At 68.1% G+C, this 16,679-nt stretch carries 15 protein-coding genes; 9 read left to right on the top strand and 6 right to left on the bottom strand.

Annotation, left to right across the window (positions count from 1 at the left end):
- Window positions 1–44: 44 nt before the first annotated feature.
- Both carB and pyrF read left to right on the top strand, forming a co-directional pair.
- Window positions 45–3,392: a carbamoyl-phosphate synthase large subunit gene (carB, locus tag MSP7336_RS19200; protein ID WP_069397293.1), complete on the top strand. Its 3,348-nt coding sequence runs from the start codon at window positions 45–47 to the stop codon at window positions 3,390–3,392.
- A 2-nt stretch (window positions 3,393–3,394) separates the two neighbouring features.
- On the top strand, window positions 3,395–4,213 hold the full coding sequence (pyrF, locus tag MSP7336_RS19195; protein ID WP_069397294.1) for an orotidine-5'-phosphate decarboxylase: 819 nt from the start codon (window positions 3,395–3,397) through the stop codon (window positions 4,211–4,213).
- Between the two features lie 17 nt (window positions 4,214–4,230).
- On the opposite strand, the gene MSP7336_RS19190 is transcribed toward pyrF, so the two are convergent.
- Window positions 4,231–4,653 (bottom strand): TOBE domain-containing protein, encoded by a 423-nt coding sequence (locus MSP7336_RS19190; RefSeq protein ID WP_069397295.1) that lies wholly within the window; start codon window positions 4,651–4,653, stop codon window positions 4,231–4,233.
- Between the two features lie 727 nt (window positions 4,654–5,380).
- On the opposite strand from MSP7336_RS19190, the gene mihF reads away from it, so the two are divergent.
- The 5 genes from mihF (at window position 5,381) to metK (ending at window position 9,476) form a co-directional block, all read left to right on the top strand.
- Entirely contained in the window at window positions 5,381–5,698 is a 318-nt protein-coding gene (gene mihF / locus MSP7336_RS19185; protein ID WP_003932123.1) for an integration host factor, actinobacterial type, read from the top strand.
- 175 nt (window positions 5,699–5,873) lie between these two features.
- A complete protein-coding gene (gmk, locus tag MSP7336_RS19180) occupies window positions 5,874–6,500 on the top strand; it encodes a guanylate kinase (RefSeq protein ID WP_113964354.1) in 627 nt (208 codons plus the stop codon).
- 69 nt (window positions 6,501–6,569) lie between these two features.
- Window positions 6,570–6,893 carry a DNA-directed RNA polymerase subunit omega gene (gene rpoZ, locus MSP7336_RS19175; protein WP_069397297.1) on the top strand — a complete coding sequence of 108 codons (324 nt, stop codon included), beginning with the start codon at window positions 6,570–6,572 and terminating at the stop codon, window positions 6,891–6,893.
- A 20-nt stretch (window positions 6,894–6,913) separates the two neighbouring features.
- Window positions 6,914–8,164 carry a bifunctional phosphopantothenoylcysteine decarboxylase/phosphopantothenate--cysteine ligase CoaBC gene (coaBC, locus tag MSP7336_RS19170; protein WP_113964353.1) on the top strand — a complete coding sequence of 417 codons (1,251 nt, stop codon included), beginning with the start codon at window positions 6,914–6,916 and terminating at the stop codon, window positions 8,162–8,164.
- Between the two features lie 100 nt (window positions 8,165–8,264).
- Complete coding sequence (gene metK, locus MSP7336_RS19165; RefSeq protein ID WP_069397299.1) at window positions 8,265–9,476, top strand: methionine adenosyltransferase; 1,212 nt, start codon at window positions 8,265–8,267, stop codon at window positions 9,474–9,476.
- On the opposite strand, the gene MSP7336_RS19160 is transcribed toward metK, so the two are convergent.
- The 4 genes from MSP7336_RS19160 to MSP7336_RS19145 all read right to left on the bottom strand — a co-directional run bounded on the left by MSP7336_RS19160 (window position 9,473) and on the right by MSP7336_RS19145 (window position 13,261).
- A complete protein-coding gene (locus MSP7336_RS19160; RefSeq protein ID WP_069397300.1) occupies window positions 9,473–10,957 on the bottom strand; it encodes a flavin-containing monooxygenase in 1,485 nt (494 codons plus the stop codon). The two genes, metK and MSP7336_RS19160, sit on opposite strands and share 4 nt — an antisense overlap.
- Before the next feature lie 41 nt (window positions 10,958–10,998).
- A complete protein-coding gene (locus MSP7336_RS19155) occupies window positions 10,999–11,283 on the bottom strand; it encodes a hypothetical protein (RefSeq protein WP_069397301.1) in 285 nt (94 codons plus the stop codon).
- A gap of 89 nt (window positions 11,284–11,372) precedes the next feature.
- On the bottom strand, window positions 11,373–12,326 hold the full coding sequence (locus MSP7336_RS19150; protein WP_113964352.1) for an alpha/beta hydrolase: 954 nt from the start codon (window positions 12,324–12,326) through the stop codon (window positions 11,373–11,375).
- A complete protein-coding gene (locus MSP7336_RS19145) occupies window positions 12,323–13,261 on the bottom strand; it encodes an alpha/beta hydrolase (protein WP_113964351.1) in 939 nt (312 codons plus the stop codon). Before MSP7336_RS19145 ends, MSP7336_RS19150 begins: the two co-directional genes overlap by 4 nt.
- Between MSP7336_RS19145 and MSP7336_RS19140 the strand changes: the two genes are divergently transcribed.
- Complete coding sequence (locus tag MSP7336_RS19140; RefSeq protein WP_113964350.1) at window positions 13,260–13,985, top strand: lysoplasmalogenase; 726 nt, start codon at window positions 13,260–13,262, stop codon at window positions 13,983–13,985. The genes MSP7336_RS19145 and MSP7336_RS19140 overlap by 2 nt on opposite strands.
- Window positions 13,986–14,048: 63 nt before the next feature.
- Window positions 14,049–15,989, top strand: coding sequence for a primosomal protein N' (locus MSP7336_RS19135; protein WP_113965089.1), 1,941 nt, complete (start codon window positions 14,049–14,051; stop codon window positions 15,987–15,989).
- A gap of 29 nt (window positions 15,990–16,018) precedes the next feature.
- Here the strand turns inward: MSP7336_RS19135 and MSP7336_RS19130 are convergent, their stop codons facing one another.
- Window positions 16,019–16,669 carry a hypothetical protein gene (locus tag MSP7336_RS19130; protein WP_113964349.1) on the bottom strand — a complete coding sequence of 217 codons (651 nt, stop codon included), beginning with the start codon at window positions 16,667–16,669 and terminating at the stop codon, window positions 16,019–16,021.
- Window positions 16,670–16,679 lie beyond the last annotated feature (10 nt).

The following is a 16,679-nucleotide window of genomic DNA, read 5'->3' as shown; positions in this document are numbered from 1 at the left end:
GCGTACAACTGTGCCCGCTCGCGCCGGGACCGGAGGGGTCGCTGATGCCGCGGCGGACTGACTTAAACCACGTGCTGGTCATCGGTTCGGGCCCCATCGTCATCGGCCAGGCCGCCGAGTTCGACTATTCGGGCACCCAGGCGTGCCGGGTGCTGCGCAGCGAAGGCCTGCAGGTCAGCCTGATCAACTCCAACCCGGCGACCATCATGACCGATCCGGAGTACGCCGATCACACGTACATCGAGCCGATCACCCCGGCATTCGTCGAGCGAGTGATCGCGCAACAGGCGCAGCGTGGCAACAAGATCGACGCGCTGCTGGCCACCCTGGGCGGGCAGACCGCGCTCAACACCGCGGTCGCGCTGTATGAGAACGGGGTGCTGGAGCGCTACGGCGTGGAGCTGATCGGTGCCGACTTCGACGCCATCCAGCGCGGCGAGGACCGGCAGCGATTCAAAGACATCGTGGCCAAGGTCGGTGGCGAATCCGCCCGAAGCCGGGTGTGTTTCACCATGGACGAGGTCCGTGAGGCCGTCGCCGAGCTCGGACTGCCGGTGGTGGTACGGCCAAGTTTCACCATGGGCGGCCTGGGTTCGGGGATGGCACACAGCGCCGAGGAGGTCGACCGGATGGCCGGCATCGGCCTGGCCGCCTCGCCGAGCGCCAATGTGCTCATCGAGGAATCCGTCCACGGCTGGAAGGAATTCGAGCTCGAGCTGATGCGCGACGGGCACGACAACGTCGTGGTGGTGTGCTCGATCGAAAACGTGGACCCGATGGGCGTGCACACCGGCGACTCGGTGACCGTCGCACCCGCGATGACGCTGACCGACCGGGAATACCAGCGGATGCGGGATCTGGGCATCGCGATCCTGCGCGAGGTCGGCGTGGATACCGGCGGCTGCAACATCCAGTTCGCGGTCAACCCGCGCGATGGTCGGCTGATCGTCATCGAGATGAATCCGCGGGTGTCGCGGTCGTCCGCGCTGGCGTCGAAAGCCACCGGCTTTCCGATCGCCAAGATCGCCGCCAAGCTTGCCATCGGCTACACCCTCGACGAGATCCTCAACGACATCACCCGGGAAACCCCGGCCTGCTTCGAGCCCACCCTCGACTACGTCGTGGTCAAGGCACCGCGGTTCGCCTTCGAGAAATTCCCCGGGGCGGATTCGACGCTGACCACCACTATGAAGTCGGTTGGTGAGGCAATGTCGTTGGGACGCAACTTCATCGAAGCTCTCGGCAAGGTGATGCGCTCGTTGGAGACCAGCCGTGCCGGGTTCTGGACCAAGCCCGATCCAGACGGCGACGTCGACGCCATCCTGACCCGGCTGCAGACGCCCACCGAAGGCCGTCTCTACGACATCGAGTTGGCGCTGCGACGCGGCGCCTCGGTCGAGCAGGTCGCCCAGGCCAGCGGTGTGGACCCATGGTTCGTCGCGCAGATCGAGCAACTGGTCACCCTGCGCACCGAGCTCGTCGATGCCGCGGTGCTGGACGTGGATCTGTTGCTTCGCGCCAAGCACAGCGGGCTCTCGGATCGCCAGATCGCCGCACTGCGACCGGAACTGGCCGGCGAAAACGGAGTGAGGTCACTGCGCGAACGACTCGGTATCCACCCGGTCTACAAGACCGTGGACACCTGCGCGGCGGAGTTCGAAGCCAAAACTCCCTACCACTACAGCAGCTACGAACTCGATCCCGCGGCCGAGACCGAAATCGCGCCGCAGACCGACAAACCCAAGGTGCTCATCCTCGGGTCCGGGCCCAACCGCATCGGGCAGGGCATCGAATTCGACTACAGCTGCGTGCACGCCGCGACGACGCTGAGCCAGGCCGGTTTCGAGACAGTGATGGTCAATTGCAACCCCGAAACCGTGTCCACCGACTACGACACCGCCGACCGGCTGTATTTCGAGCCGTTGACTTTCGAGGACGTCCTCGAGGTGTTCTACGCCGAATCCCAGTCGGGCAGCGGGGGACCCGGCGTGGTCGGTGTCATCGTGCAGCTGGGCGGTCAGACCCCGCTCGGGCTGGCTCAGCGGCTCGCCGATGCCGGCGTGCCGATCGTGGGTACACCGCCGCACGCCATCGATCTGGCCGAGGACCGCGGCGCGTTCGGCGACCTCCTCACCGCCGCGGGCCTACCGGCCCCGCGATACGGCATGGCGACGACGTTCGAACAGGCCCGTCGCATCGCAGGCGAGATCGGCTATCCGGTCCTGGTCCGCCCGTCGTACGTATTGGGCGGTCGGGGCATGGAAATCGTCTACGACGACGAGACGCTCAAGGACTACATCACCCGGGCCACCGAGCTGTCCCCGGAACACCCGGTACTCGTCGACCGCTTCCTCGAAGACGCCATCGAAATCGACGTGGACGCCCTCTGCGACGGCAACGAGGTCTACATCGGCGGGATCATGGAGCACATCGAGGAGGCCGGCATTCACTCCGGCGATTCCGCGTGCGCGTTGCCGCCGGTGACGTTGGGACGCACCGACATCGACAAGGTGCGCCACGCCACCGAAGCTATTGCGCGCGGCATCGGAGTGGTCGGGTTGCTCAATGTGCAATTCGCGCTGAAAGACGATGTGCTCTACGTGCTGGAAGCAAACCCACGCGCCAGCCGCACCGTTCCGTTCGTCTCCAAGGCGACGGCGGTCCCGCTGGCCAAAGCATGTTCGCGGATCATGTTGGGCGCCACGATTTCTCAGCTGCGCGACGAGGGGATGCTGGTTCCGACCGGTGACGGCGCCAGCGCGGCACCGAACGCGCCGATCGCGGTGAAAGAAGCGGTATTGCCGTTCCACCGGTTCCGCAAGTCCGACGGCTCGGGCATCGATTCGCTGCTGGGCCCGGAGATGAAATCGACCGGCGAGGTGATGGGCATCGACCGTGACTTCGGCAGCGCGTTCGCCAAGAGCCAAGCCGCGGCCTACGGGTCGCTGCCGGCGCAGGGCACGGTGTTCGTGTCCGTGGCCAACCGGGACAAGCGGTCGCTGGTGTTCCCGGTCAAGCGGCTGGCCGATCTGGGTTTCCGGGTGCTCGCGACCGAAGGAACCGCCGAGATGCTGCGCCGCAACGGCATCCCGTGCGACGAAGTCCGTAAGCATTTCGAAGAGCCCACCCCGGGGCGTCCGGCGTTGTCAGCGGTCGATGCGATCCGCGCCGGTGAGGTCGACATGGTGATCAACACGCCGTACGGCAACTCAGGTCCTCGTATCGACGGCTACGAGATCCGCTCGGCCGCCGTCGGCGGGAACATTCCCTGCGTCACCACCGTGCAGGGCGCGTCGGCCGCCGTTCAGGGCATCGAGGCCGGCATCCGCGGCGTCATCGGTGTGCGCTCCCTGCAGGAGCTGCACAGCGCGCTCGGCAACGGCGGACGCTAGCAGTGTCAGGGTTCGGCGACCGGCTGGCCGCGGCACGATCGGCCCGCGGAGCGTTGTGCGTCGGTATCGACCCGCATCCCGAGCTCCTGGAGGCATGGGGGTTAGCGGCGACGGCCGACGGCCTGGCGGCGTTCTGCGACATCTGCGTGACCGCGTTCGCCGGCTTCGCCATGGTCAAACCGCAGGTCGCCTTTTTCGAGTCGTACGGCTCCGCGGGTTACGCGATCCTGGAACGCACCATCGCCGCGCTGCGCGCCGCCGGGGTCCTGGTGCTGGCGGACGCCAAACGCGCGGATATCGGCTCGACGATGGCGGCGTATGCGAAGGCGTGGGTTGGTGATTCGCCGCTGGCCGCCGATGCGGTCACGGCCTCGCCGTACCTGGGGTTCGGAGCACTGCAGCCACTGCTGGATCTGGCCGCCGAGCGGGGCCGTGGGGTCTTTGTGCTGGCGGCCACCTCGAATCCCGAGGGAGCCGGCGTGCAGAGCGCGGTTTTCGGCGGCCGCAGCGTCGCACAGGCCGTGATCCACGACGTCGCCGCATGGAACCGGACGCAACAGTCGGGGTCGGTGGGCGTCGTCGTCGGCGCCACGCGGGACCGGCTGCCCGATCTCAGTGACGTGGGCGGCCCGGTGTTGGTGCCGGGTATCGGCGCCCAGGGCGGCCGGCCGGAAGCGCTGGGAACGTTCGGTGGTGCGCCGTCAAATCAGCTGTGGCCCGCGGTTTCCCGTGCGGTGTTGCGGGCAGGGCCGGATGTCGCGGCACTACGGGCGGCAGCGGAGCGGATGAACACTGCGGTTGCCTACCTGGTGGCGCGCTGATCCTCCGGTGGGGCTCGCTATTCGCCGCCCGACGTCTTGACTTCGGGTGTCTCGACGATGACGTTGGTCGCCTTGACTTTCGCCACAGCGACGCTGCCGGGTTCCAGTTTCAGCTCGCGCGCCGCGTCGGTGCTCATCAGCGATACGACGGTGAACGGCCCGCACTGCATTTCGACTTGGGTCATCACCTTGTCGGCAACCACCTTGGTGACCAGCCCCACGAAGCGGTTACGTGCCGAGCTGGCGACATCACCGAGCGGGTTCGGGGGCAGTGCCGGTGCGTTGGCGCGGGAGAATTCGGCAAGCACATCACCCGGGATCACCTTGCGGCCGGAGCGGTCCTGACTTACCGGCAGTGCGCCCTGGTCAATCCATCGCCGCACGGTGTCGTCGCTGACTCCCAGCAGCTCGGCTGCCTCGCGGATGCGCATCATCGCCATTGGGAAATAGTACCGATACAGCCGCGGAACAAGGGGCAGTTGCGGGCCGTAAAAGCGGTAGCCATCAGCGATTCAAACCGCACGCCAGGAGTCGAGCGACGACGGTCCGCGCGGAGCCTGACGGAGCACAGATTTGCCGCCCGAAGTGCACTTATGCCGAGCGCGACGGCCGGGGACGCGCGGCGGTCGGCGCTGTGCGTGCATGGCCTGAACTACGGGAAGCTCCGTTTGCTGGCGCGGGTGGCGTCGGGCGCTGGATCGAGTATTCGGCGCTCAGGAGGCCGCCAGGAGGCCGCCAGGAGGGCTACTTCACGGCTACTACACCGCTACTACACAAGGTAGTTCTGGCCCATTTCTGCCGTCGCGGTTGTCTGAGCAAGCGCCGGCGACACGCCCGACACGCCGTGACGTGCAGAATTGGCCGATTTTGGGTTCACGGGCTCATTAGGGACCAGCCGGGCAGCCTGGTCGCGGTCGCGATCCCGAGCGATGTCACCTCAAAAGTGCTGGTAGACAGCATGTTCCGGGGAGCTGCAAGATCTCGGGCGGGTTCGCGCGCGGTGGTCGCCGGTCGGGGGGTCATCCCCGCGCACAGCCCCGCACGCTGGGGGTTTGTGGCTGAAAGCCGGGGGGCGGGTTAGATTTCGTCAGACGGCGTGGGTACGGTCGTCTGCGCTGGCTGGGAGTTCCCCGGCTGACAAGTCAAGATCGATGAGACGGAGGAATCGTGGCCCTTCCCCAGTTGACCGACGAGCAGCGCGCGGCCGCGTTGGAGAAGGCTGCTGCCGCACGTCGAGCGCGTGCCGAGCTCAAGGACCGGCTGAAGCGCGGTGGCACCAACCTCAAGCAGGTGCTCAAGGATGCCGAGACCGACGAGGTCTTGGGCAAGATGAAGGTTTCTGCGTTGCTGGAGGCGTTGCCGAAGGTAGGCAAGGTCAAGGCGCAGGAAATCATGACTGAGCTCGAGATCGCCCCGACCCGCCGTCTGCGTGGCCTCGGTGATCGCCAGCGCAAAGCACTGCTGGAAAAGTTCGACTTTTCCTAGGCCGCGTGGCGACGATGCGGGCCGAAAGGCCTGCTGAGGAGCCGCGCAATCGGGCCTCGGTGGCGACGATGCGGGCCGAAAGGCCTGCTGAGGAGCCGCGCAATCGGGCCTCGGTGGCGACGATGCGGGCCGAAAGGCCTGCTGAGGAGCCGCGTGACTGTGTCCGGGGGAGTCGGTGAACGCCGACGTGGGACCGGACCAGGCGCACGAGCAGCGTCAACGGCCGCAGGGCACCGGGCGCGTGGTCGTGTTGTCCGGTCCCTCCGCGGTCGGCAAGTCGACGCTGGTCCGGTGTCTGCGTGAGCGCATCCCGGATCTGCACTTCAGCGTGTCGGCCACCACCCGTGAGCCCCGCCCGGGCGAAGTCGACGGCGTCGACTACCACTTCGTGACCCCGGAACAGTTCCAGCAGTTGATCGACACGGGCGCGCTGCTGGAGTGGGCGGAAATCCACGGTGGCCTGCACAGATCGGGCACGCTCGCGGCGCCTGTCCGGGAAGCCACGCAGGCGGGACACCCGGTGCTGATCGAGGTGGATCTCGCCGGCGCCCGAGCCATCAAGCGGGCGATGCCGGAGGCGATCACTGTTTTCCTGGCGCCGCCGAGCTGGGAAGACCTGGAGGCCAGACTCGTCGGCCGGGGCACCGAGACACCCGAGGTGATCGAGCGTCGACTGGCCACCGCCCGCACCGAACTGGCAGCTCAGGATGACTTCGACGAGGTCGTGGTGAACAGTCGATTGGAAACTGCCTGCGCGCAATTGGTATCCTTGCTGGTGGATACTGCGCCGGGCACGGCGTGACCCATCATCTGAATCCGATCCAGGACTGAACCGTTCGCCGCTTTATGCCGCCAGGAGAAAGACTTTCAAGTGAGTAGCTCGCAAGCCGACGCGCCCCTGACCGCCGTTCCCGACCAGTTCGATCCGGCGTCGGGTGCGGTCGGTTACGACACGCCGTTGGGTATCACCAACCCGCCGATCGACGAGTTGCTCGATCGCGTGTCGAGCAAGTACGCCCTGGTGATCTACGCAGCCAAGCGAGCGCGGCAGATCAACGACTACTACAACCAGCTCGGCGAGGGCATCCTCGAATACGTCGGCCCGCTGGTCGAACCGGGCCTGCAGGAGAAGCCGCTGTCGATCGCCCTACGTGAGATCCACGCCGATCTGCTCGAACACACCGAGGGCGAGTAACGAGCGGGGCCGGGAGCGCTGTGGACCGCAAACGGATCATCGTCGGCGTCTCCGGAGGCATCGCCGCCTACAAGGCATGCACCGTTGTCCGCCAGCTCACTGAGGCCGGTCATCAGGTCCGCGTCATCCCCACCGAATCCGCGCTGCGTTTCATCGGGGCAGCCACCTTCGAGGCATTGTCGGGCGAACCGGTGCAGACCGGCGTTTTCGACGACGTCCCGTCGGTACCGCACGTCGCAATCGGCCAGAAAGCCGACCTGGTCGTCGTCGCACCGGCCACCGCCGACCTGCTGGCCCGGGCGGTCAGCGGCCGCGCCGATGACCTGCTGACCGCGACCCTGCTCACCGCACGATGTCCGGTGCTGTTCGCACCCGCCATGCACACCGAGATGTGGCTGCACCCCGCGACGCAGGACAACGTGGCCACGCTGCGCCGCCGCGGCGCGGTGGTGCTGGAACCGGCGTCCGGACGGCTCACCGGCACCGACAGCGGCGCCGGGCGGCTCCCCGAGGCCGAGGAGATCGTCACGTTCGCCACGCTGCTGCTGGAGCGCCACGACGCCCTGCCTCACGACCTGGCCGGTTGCAAGCTGTTGGTGACGGCCGGCGGCACCCGCGAACCCATCGACCCGGTGCGCTTCATCGGTAACCGCAGCTCAGGCAAGCAGGGTTACGCGGTCGCCCGAGTCGCCGCGCAACGCGGCGCCGAGGTCACGCTGATCGCCGGACACACCGCCGGGCTCATCGACCCCGCAGGCGTCGACGTGGTGCACGTGAGCTCGGCTCAGCAGCTTGGTGACGCGGTGTCCAAGCACGCGCCCGACTCCCATGTCCTGGTGATGGCCGCCGCGGTGGCCGACTTTCGGCCTGCCCGGGTGGCGGCCGCCAAGATCAAGAAGGGGGCGGCAGAAGATACCGCGGCGCCGACCATCGAGCTGGTCCGCAACGACGACGTGCTCGCTACCGTGGTGCGTGCCCGCGCGGACGGGCAGTTGCCCAACATGCGCGCCATCGTGGGATTCGCCGCCGAAACCGGCGACGCCAACGGCGACGTGCTGTTCCATGCGCGAGCCAAATTGCGCCGCAAGGGCTGTGACCTGTTGGTGGTCAATGCGGTCGGCGAGGGCAAGGCGTTCGAAGTGGACAGCAACGACGGCTGGCTGCTGGCCGCCGACGGCACCGAGTCCGCGCTACAGCACGGCTCCAAGACGCAGATGGCCAGTCGTATTGTTGACGCGATCGCCACCTTCGTGCACGGCGGCAGCGGGTAGACGCGCTATCGTGTGACGCCCGGTCCGAACGGCGGGGCACAGGACGTGACGATATACTTCGTCTAACTAACATTTTGTCGAGGATGGGAAGGATCGGGGTGTGAGCGAAAAGGGTCGGCTGTTCACCAGTGAGTCGGTAACCGAGGGCCATCCCGACAAGATCTGTGACGCGATCAGCGACTCGGTGCTCGACGCGCTGATCGCCGGCGATCCGAAATCGCGGGTGGCGGTCGAGACGTTGGTCACCACCGGACAGGTGCACGTGGTCGGTGAGGTGACCACCACGGCGAAAGAGGCTTTCGCCGACATCACCAACACGGTGCGCGAACGCATCCTCGAAATCGGCTATGACTCTTCGGAGAAGGGTTTCGACGGCGCCACCTGTGGCGTCAACATCGGCATCGGCGCGCAATCGCCCGACATCGCCCAGGGCGTCGACGCCGCCCACGAGACCCGGGTCGAGGGCGCAGGTGACCCACTCGACGCCCAGGGCGCCGGCGACCAGGGCTTGATGTTCGGCTACGCGATCAAGGACACCCCGGAGTACATGCCGCTGCCGATCGCGCTGGCGCACCGGCTGTCCCGGCGGCTGACCGAGGTCCGCAAGAACGGCGTGCTCGACTACCTGCGGCCGGACGGCAAGACGCAGGTCACCGTCCAATACGAGGGCGTCACCCCGGTGCGGCTGGACACCGTGGTGCTGTCCACCCAGCACGCCGACGGCATCGACCTGGAAGCCACCCTCACCCCCGACATCCGGGAAAAGGTCGTCAACACGGTCCTGGCCGATCTCGCCCACGACACCCTGGACACCTCCGACTACCGGCTGCTGATCAACCCGACCGGCAAGTTCGTGCTCGGGGGCCCGATGGGCGACGCCGGCCTGACCGGCCGCAAGATCATCGTCGACACCTACGGCGGGTGGGCCCGTCACGGCGGCGGAGCGTTCTCCGGCAAGGACCCGTCCAAGGTGGACCGTTCCGCGGCGTACGCGATGCGCTGGGTGGCCAAGAACGTGGTCGCCGCCGGGCTGGCCGAGCGGGCCGAAGTCCAGGTGGCATATGCGATCGGCAAGGCCGCCCCGGTCGGGTTGTTCGTCGAGACGTTCGGCACCGAGACCGTCGACCCGGTCAAGATCGAGAAAGCCATCGGTGAGGTGTTCGACCTGCGGCCCGGCGCGATCATCCGCGACCTAGACCTGCTCCGGCCGATCTACGCACAGACCGCCGCCTACGGCCACTTCGGCCGCACCGACATCGAGTTGCCGTGGGAGCGACTCGACAAGGTCGACGACCTCAAGGCTGCCGTCTAGGCCGAGAACCGGTAGTCGTCGAGGTCGAAGCGGCGGCTGCGCCAGTAGGCCTCCAGAGTTGTGGTCGGCCGCAGCGGCACGTCGCCGTGCTTGTCGAAGTAGTAGCTGTTGGCCCGCCGACAGCTGTCCTGCCAGAACACCTGGCGGTGCCGGCGTCGCATCATCTCGGCGAAGTAGCGGTCGTTGGCCTGTTCGGTGACCTCGACGCGGGTGGCGTTGCGGCGACGGGCCGCCTTCAGGCACCGCACGATGTGGTGAGTCTGCGCCTCGATCAGCGCGAAATACGACGACCCGACATAGCCGTACGGCCCGAACACGCTGAACAGGTTCGGGAATCCCGGAATGCTGACCCCTTCGTAGGCCTGCAGCCGATGCTCGTCCCAAAACGCGCTCAACGACCGGCCGCCGCTGCCGGTGACGGCGAAGGTGGGCACGCTGTCGATGTCCATCACCTTGAACCCGGTCGCGAGCACCAGCACGTCGATGTCGTGGCTTTCGCCGTCGGTGGTGGCCACGCCCGTCGGGGTGATCTTGTCGATCGGCTCGGTCACCAACCGAACGTTGTCGCGGTTGTATGTCGCCAGATAGGTGTTGTGAAAGCCCGGCCGTTTGCAGCCGACCGCGTAGTCCGGGGTGAGCTTTTCCCGCAGCACCGGGTCCTTGACCTGTCGGCGCAGGTAGTTTCTTCCGGCCCGCTCCATCCATTTGGCCATCGGGAACACCGTGAAGTACTGAGCCGGGATCGGGAACGTCGCCTCGACGAAAGCTTGGCTGGCCAGCCGGTGCACTGCTCTGCCGCCCGGTAGCCGCATGGCCCAGCGGACCGGTGCCGGCAGCGGCACGTCGAACTTGGGGAAACACCAGATCGGTGTGCGTTGAAAGACGGTGAGGTGGGAGACGATCGGCGCGATCTCCGGGATCACCTGCACCGCCGATGCGCCGGTGCCGATGACCGCCACCCGCTTGCCGGTGAGATCTTGCTGGTGATCCCACCGCGCGGTGTGCATGGTGACGCCGTCGAAGGAGTCGACACCATCGATATCGGGCAGCTTCGGCGTGGTCAGCACACCGCTGGCATTGATTAAAAATCGTGCGGTGACGACGCCGCCGGGGTCGGTCTGCACCCGCCACAGCGCGTGTTCGTCGTCGTAGTCGGCGGCCAGAACCTTCGTGTTGAACCGGATCTTGGGACGGATGCCGTACTTGTCGACGCAGTGCTCGGCGTAGGCCTTCAGTTCCTTGCCCGGTGCGTAGGTCCGCGACCAGTCCGGCCGCTGCTCGAACGAGAACTGATACGAAAACGACGGAATATCCACGGCGATACCGGGATAGGTGTTCCAGTGCCAGGTGCCGCCGGCCCCGTCGCCGGCCTCGATCAGCAGGTATTCACCTAATCCCGCCTCGTCGAGCTTGATGGCGGCGCCGATGCCGGAGAACCCGGCGCCGACGACGACGGTGTGGTAGTCGGGCTGTGTCGTCATACCGCCACGGTAACCGGTTGGCCCGTCGCGGGACGATCAACTCACTGCTGGTCGAACACCACGAACTGGGTGGAGCCGTCCTCGTTCACTCGCGCGTCCAGCGTCTTGTCGGCCAGGAACTCGGCGACGCGCGCTTCGAGGAATACCCGCGCGCCCTCGCCCTCCACGATCTGGTCCCCTTCGCCCGGCCCCTCGGCGGTGCTGAGCTGCAAGGCGTTCTGTTCGTCGGACGTCGACGCGATCCGCAGCCCGGCAGCTTCGGGGGCGTTCGGCGCGTTGGTCACGGCCTTGACGACCTCGACGGCCGCCGGTGTGAGTACAAGCATGGATCGGCTCCTGTTCGACGTTGTTCCCCGAAGCCGCCAACGGTAGTGGTGGATGGGCGCGCGCGCATCAGGCCAGGCCAGCGGTGGTCTTAGCGGTGCGCCGTGCAGCGCAAGGCCGCTTTCAGCGCCGCGAGCCCACGAGTGGTCGCCTCGGCTGCGGCCGGCACGACGAGCGCGAAGCTGACAAAACCGTGTACCAGTGTCGGCTCGTTGCTCAGCTCGACGGGCACACCGGAGGCTGTGAGCAGCTCGGCGTAGCGAGCGCCGTCGTCGCGCAGCGGGTCGTGTTCGGCGGTTCCGATGTAGGCCGGCGCCAGCCCGGAGAAATCCGTCGCGTTGGCCGGCGAAAGCGTGACCGGCAGGGCAGCGGGATCGCTGATGTCGATGTCGGGCAGATACCACTGCAGAAACGCGTCGATGACGTCGCGGTCCAACACCGGCGCGTCGGCGTTTTCGCTGAACGACGGCAACGACAGGTCAGCGGTGGTCGACGGGTACCACAGCAGTTGGAAGGCCAGGTCCGGCCCGCCGTTGTCGCGGGCCAGGTGCGCCATGACCGCCGATAGGTTGCCGCCCGCGGAGTCCCCCGCCACGGCGATCCGCCGCGCATCGCCGCCGAGCTCGGCGGCATGCTCGGTGACCCACCGCAACGCGGCCCAGCAGTCGTCTACACCGGCCGGAAACGGATGCTCGGGCGCGAGCCGGTAATCGACCGACACCACGATGGCCTCCGCACCCACAGCGTGCGCACGAGCCACCGCGTCATGGGTGTCCAGGTCGCCGATCGACCAGCCGCCGCCATGGTAGAAGACGACCACGGGCAAGTCGGCGTGGTCGACACCCGACGGCCAGTAGATGCGGACCGGGATGCCCGACACTATAGTTCGCTCTTCAATCCGCAACTGCGGCAACATATCTCGTGGAGCCTGCAGCTGGCGCAGCTTGGCTCGCGCCGCCTCGACGCCGTCGGCGGCGCTGAAGGTCAGCGGCACCGCGTCCAGCAACGACTTGAGTAACGGATCGATCGGCGCTCGAGCGGTCATCCGCGCAGGCCCTTGTGCAGCGCCGCCAATCCGCGGTCGGTGGCCTCGGTGGCCGCCGGCACCACCCCGGCATAGCCGACATAGCCGTGGACCAGCGTCTCGGCGTTGTGCACCTCGACCGAAACACCGGCGGCCGCGAGCAGTTCCCCGTAGCGCATGCCGTCGTCGCGCAGCGGGTCGTGGCCTGCGACGGCGATGTAGGCCGGCGGTAGGTCGGCCAGGTTCTTGGCGCGCCCGGGCGCCATCCCCGCCGGCGGGTCGGTTATGTCGACTTCGCCTGCATACCAACGGGAGAACGCCGCGATCGCGTCACGGTCGAGGATGAGCGCCGACGCGTTTTCGGTGAACGACGGCAGCGACGGATCCCACATCGTCGACGGATACCACAACAGCTGGAATGCGATTGGCGGGCCGTCGTTGTCGCGGGCGCGCTGGGCGATCACCGCGGAAATGGTGGCGCCGGCGGAGTCCCCGGCCACCGCCAGGCGGGTGGTGTCGGCGCCGATGTCCTCGCCGTGCTCGGCGACCCATTGCGTTGCGGCCCAGGCGTCGTCGATGGCGGCGGGGTAGGGGTGTTCGGGTGCCAGACGGTAGTCGACGGAGACGACGACGGCCTCGGCGCCGACGGCGTGCAGACGACACGTGCCGTCGTGGGTGTCGAGGTCACCGACAACGAAGCCGCCGCCGTGGAAGAAGACCACCACTGGAGCCGCAGGATCCGTTGGGGGCCAATAGATTCGGATGTTGATGGGGCCGGCGGGCCCGTCGATCGCGCGGTTCTCAACCCGTAGCTCCGGGTGCACCGGACGTCTCGGCAGATCCCGCAGGCGTCGGCGCGCCTCCTCGACGCCGTCGTCAAGCGACAACTGAAACGGCACCGCATCCAGTACCTTCAGCAGGATGGGATCGATCGCAGAACGGGTGTCGTCGGGCATGCAGACACCGTACGCACCGCGTCTGGTGGTCGGCGCGTGGGTGCTGGCCGGGTGGGCCGGCGTCGGTTACGGGTTGTTTCTCACCATCACCGCACTGCGATCATTGCCGGGCGCGGATTTGACCGGGCGGTTTCCCGGCCAACCAGGCGTCAAGGCGTTGATGGCGCTGCTGTTGGCGGCCGCCGCGGCCGCACACCCACTGGTGCGCGAACGGCGCTGGCTGATGCCGGCGTTGGTGTGCTCGGCGATCGGGGATGCGTTGCTGGCCATCACATGGTGGACGGCCTCGTTCGTGCTCGGCCTGAGTGCGTTTCTGGTGGCGCACCTGTGCTATCTCGGTGCGCTGATACCGCTGGCGCGCCCATCGCGTCCGCGGCTGATCGCCGTCGGTATCACCTGTGCGGCATGCGCGTCGCTGGTGGTGTGGTTCTGGCCGGGCCTTGTTGGGCAAGGCCTCGTGTTGCCCGTGATCGTGTACATGGTTGTGCTGGTCGCGATGGTGTGCGCGGCGCTGCTGGCGCGGCTGCCCACCGTGTTGACTGCGGTCGGCGCGGTGTGTTTCGCGGTGTCGGACGCGATGATCGGCATCGGGCGATTCGTATTGATGAATGAGGCGCTGGCCGTGCCGATCTGGTGGGCGTACGCCGCGGCCCAGATCCTGATCACCGCCGGGTTTTTCTTCGGCCGGCCGGGCGTGCGCGAATCCCGTAAATCCGAGGAATAGCGCGGCGTGTCGGCCGGGGACACGCACGCTGGCGCGGGTGGGGGGATCGCGCGGGTGCTGCCGATGCTGTCGGTGCCGCACCTGGACCGCGAATTCGATTACCTGGTCACCGCCGACCAATCCGATGACGCCCAGCCCGGCGTGCGGGTTCGTGTCCGGTTCCACGGTCGGCTGGTCGACGGGTTCATCCTGGAGCGCCGCACCGACACCGACCACCCCGGCAAGCTCGCCGGCCTCGACCGAGTCGTCTCAGCCGAACCGGTGCTCACGCCCGAGATCTACCGGCTGGTCGAGGCCGTTGCGGCACGCTACGCCGGCACCCGCGCCGACGTGCTGCGACTGGCCGTCCCGCCCCGGCACGCCCGGGTTGAACGCGAAACTCCAACGGCGCCAACACAACCCCTCGTCGCAGCGGTCGACCGGACCCGCTGGGAATCTTACGAGCGGGGTGGACAGTTTTTGACCGCGCTGGCCGAATCGCGGGCCGCTCGCGCGGTGTGGCAGGCACTGCCCGGCGACCCGTGGCCGGACCGGTTCGCCGAGGCGGCCGCGCAGGCGGTGCAGGCCGGGCGGGGAGTGCTGGCGATCGTGCCCGACCAGCGCGACGTCGACGCGCTGTGGCGGGCCGCGACGGCGTCGCTCGGCGAGAGCAGCGTGGTGGCGCTGTCGGCGGGGTTGGGCCCGGCCGCGCGTTATCGGCGCTGGCTGGCCGCGCTGCGCGGCAGCGCACGGATGGTGATCGGCACCCGCAGCGCGGTGTTCGCGCCGGTGACCGACCTGGGTCTGGTCATGGTGTGGGACGACGGTGATGACACCCTGGCCGAGCCGCGAGCACCGTATCCACACGCCCGCGAAGTGGCGATGCTGCGCGCCCACCAGATGCGCTGCGGCGCGCTGATCGGTGGCTATGCCCGCACGGCCGAAGCGCACGCGCTGGTGCGCAACGGCTGGGCGCATGACATTGTCGCGACGCGCCCGGTGGTGCGGGCCCGCACCCCACGGGTGGTGGCGCTCGACGACAGCGGATACGCCGACGAGCGCGACCCGGCGGCCCGCACCGCCCGGCTGCCGTCGGTGGCGCTGCGGGCCGCCCGCTCCGCACTGGAAGGCGGCGCGCCGGTGCTGGTGCAGGTGCCGCGCCGAGGCTATGTGCCGGCCCTGGCGTGCGGGCGATGCCGGGCGATTGCGCGCTGCCGGCATTGCACCGGTCCGCTGTCGCTGCCCGAGGCCGGCAGTGCGGTCTGCCGCTGGTGTGGACGGGTGGATCCCGCGCTGCGCTGCCCGCGGTGCGGCTCCGATGCGGTGCGCGCAGTCGTCGTCGGCGCGCGGCGCACCGCGGAAGAACTGGGGCGGGCGTTTCCGGGAGCCACCGTGATCACCTCCGGCGGGGACGGCGTCGTCGCCGAGGTGGCCGATCGGCCCGCCCTGGTGGTTGCCACACCAGGAGCCGAGCCGCGGGCGCCAACCGGATACGGAGCGGCGTTGCTGCTGGACAGCTGGGCGCTGCTGGGGCGCCAAGACCTTCGCGCGGCCGAGGACACCCTGCGGCGCTGGCTGGCCGCGGCGGCGCTGGTGCGGGCGCGCGGCGACGGCGGGGTAGTGGTGGTGGTCGCCGAGTCGTCGATCCCGACCGTGCAAGCGCTGATCCGATGGGATCCGGTCGGGCACGCCGAGGCTGAGCTGGCCGCCCGCACCGAGGTCGGCTTGCCGCCGAGCGTGCACATCGCCGCGCTCGACGGCACGGCCGAGGCCGTCGAGGCGCTGTTGGACCACAGCGAGCTGCCCGACGACGCCGAACGGCTCGGCCCGGTGGAGCTGCCGCCCGGAGCCCGCCGGCCGGCGGGCGTGGCTCCGGACGCCCCGGTCATCCGGATGCTGGTGCGGGTGCGGCGCGAGCACGGTTTGGCGTTGGCGGCGGGCCTGCGCCGGGCTGTGGGTGTGCTCAGCGCCCGGCAGGATCACGAGCCGGTCCGCGTACAGATCGACCCGCTGCACATCGGCTGAGGCTTGGCTAGGGCGAGCGCATCGAGTCCTTAGAAGAACGGTGCGATGTGGAAGACAAAATCGTTGAAGGCCGACACGACGTTCACGTCGTCGATAAAGGCGCCGGCGACGTTGAAATCGCCACCCAAGCCGGCGAAGACCTGGGTCCCAAGGGTGCCGAACGGGTCGACGACGAAGGCGAGGTCGCCCGTGCCGAGTTCACTCTCGGCGAAGCTGAGGTTTGAAGGCGCTGCCGCGAGATTGGCCAAGATGCTCGCGAAGTCAAAGTCAGCGGGGACCACCGTGGTGCCAATGCCGGCGTGGGCGGTGACGTTGTAGCCGACAGCGCTGGCCGAGTCAAAGCTGCCGTTGAGGCCTGCAGCCGCCTGGGTGGAGGGACCGAGGGCGCTGGCGAAATCAAAGTTGTTGTCCGTGGTGCCGGGGACGTTGCTGCCGGCGACGGCGAAACTGTCGGCGCCAAGGGCGCTGGCGAAGTCGCCGAAACCGCCGTCGGCGATGGCGAGGCTACCGGCGCCGTCGGCAATCGCGAAGTCGCCGATTCCGGAGGTTGCGGTCGCGGTGCCTACCTGGAACAAGGTGAACCCGTCGATCGAGATGGCGAAATCGTTCGGATCGAATGGCGGCGGAAACGGGTCGGCGGCGGCCCTCGGCACGGCGCCCACCGCCAGCCCGACGGCCAAAACACTTAGC

The organism is Mycobacterium shimoidei (assembly GCF_900417275.1).
Classification (GTDB): Bacteria; Actinomycetota; Actinomycetes; order Mycobacteriales; family Mycobacteriaceae; genus Mycobacterium; species Mycobacterium shimoidei.
This window is presented reverse-complemented; position numbering and strand designations above follow the sequence as displayed.

Bases quoted from the DNA above. Each gene is read 5' to 3' on its own strand.
- carB (WP_069397293.1), top strand. From the start codon at position 45: ATGCCGCGGCGGACTGACTTAAACCACGTGCTGGTCATCGGTTCGGGC.
- MSP7336_RS19190 (WP_069397295.1), bottom strand. From the start codon at position 4,653: ATGGCGATGATGCGCATCCGCGAGGCAGCCGAGCTGCTGGGAGTCAGC.
- MSP7336_RS19160 (WP_069397300.1), bottom strand. From the start codon at position 10,957: ATGACGACACAGCCCGACTACCACACCGTCGTCGTCGGCGCCGGGTTC.
- MSP7336_RS19155 (WP_069397301.1), bottom strand. From the start codon at position 11,283: ATGCTTGTACTCACACCGGCGGCCGTCGAGGTCGTCAAGGCCGTGACC.
- MSP7336_RS19150 (WP_113964352.1), bottom strand. From the start codon at position 12,326: ATGACCGCTCGAGCGCCGATCGATCCGTTACTCAAGTCGTTGCTGGAC.
- MSP7336_RS19140 (WP_113964350.1), top strand. From the start codon at position 13,260: ATGCAGACACCGTACGCACCGCGTCTGGTGGTCGGCGCGTGGGTGCTG.
- MSP7336_RS19145 (WP_113964351.1), bottom strand. From the start codon at position 13,261: ATGCCCGACGACACCCGTTCTGCGATCGATCCCATCCTGCTGAAGGTA.
- MSP7336_RS19135 (WP_113965089.1), top strand. From the start codon at position 14,049: ATGCTGTCGGTGCCGCACCTGGACCGCGAATTCGATTACCTGGTCACC.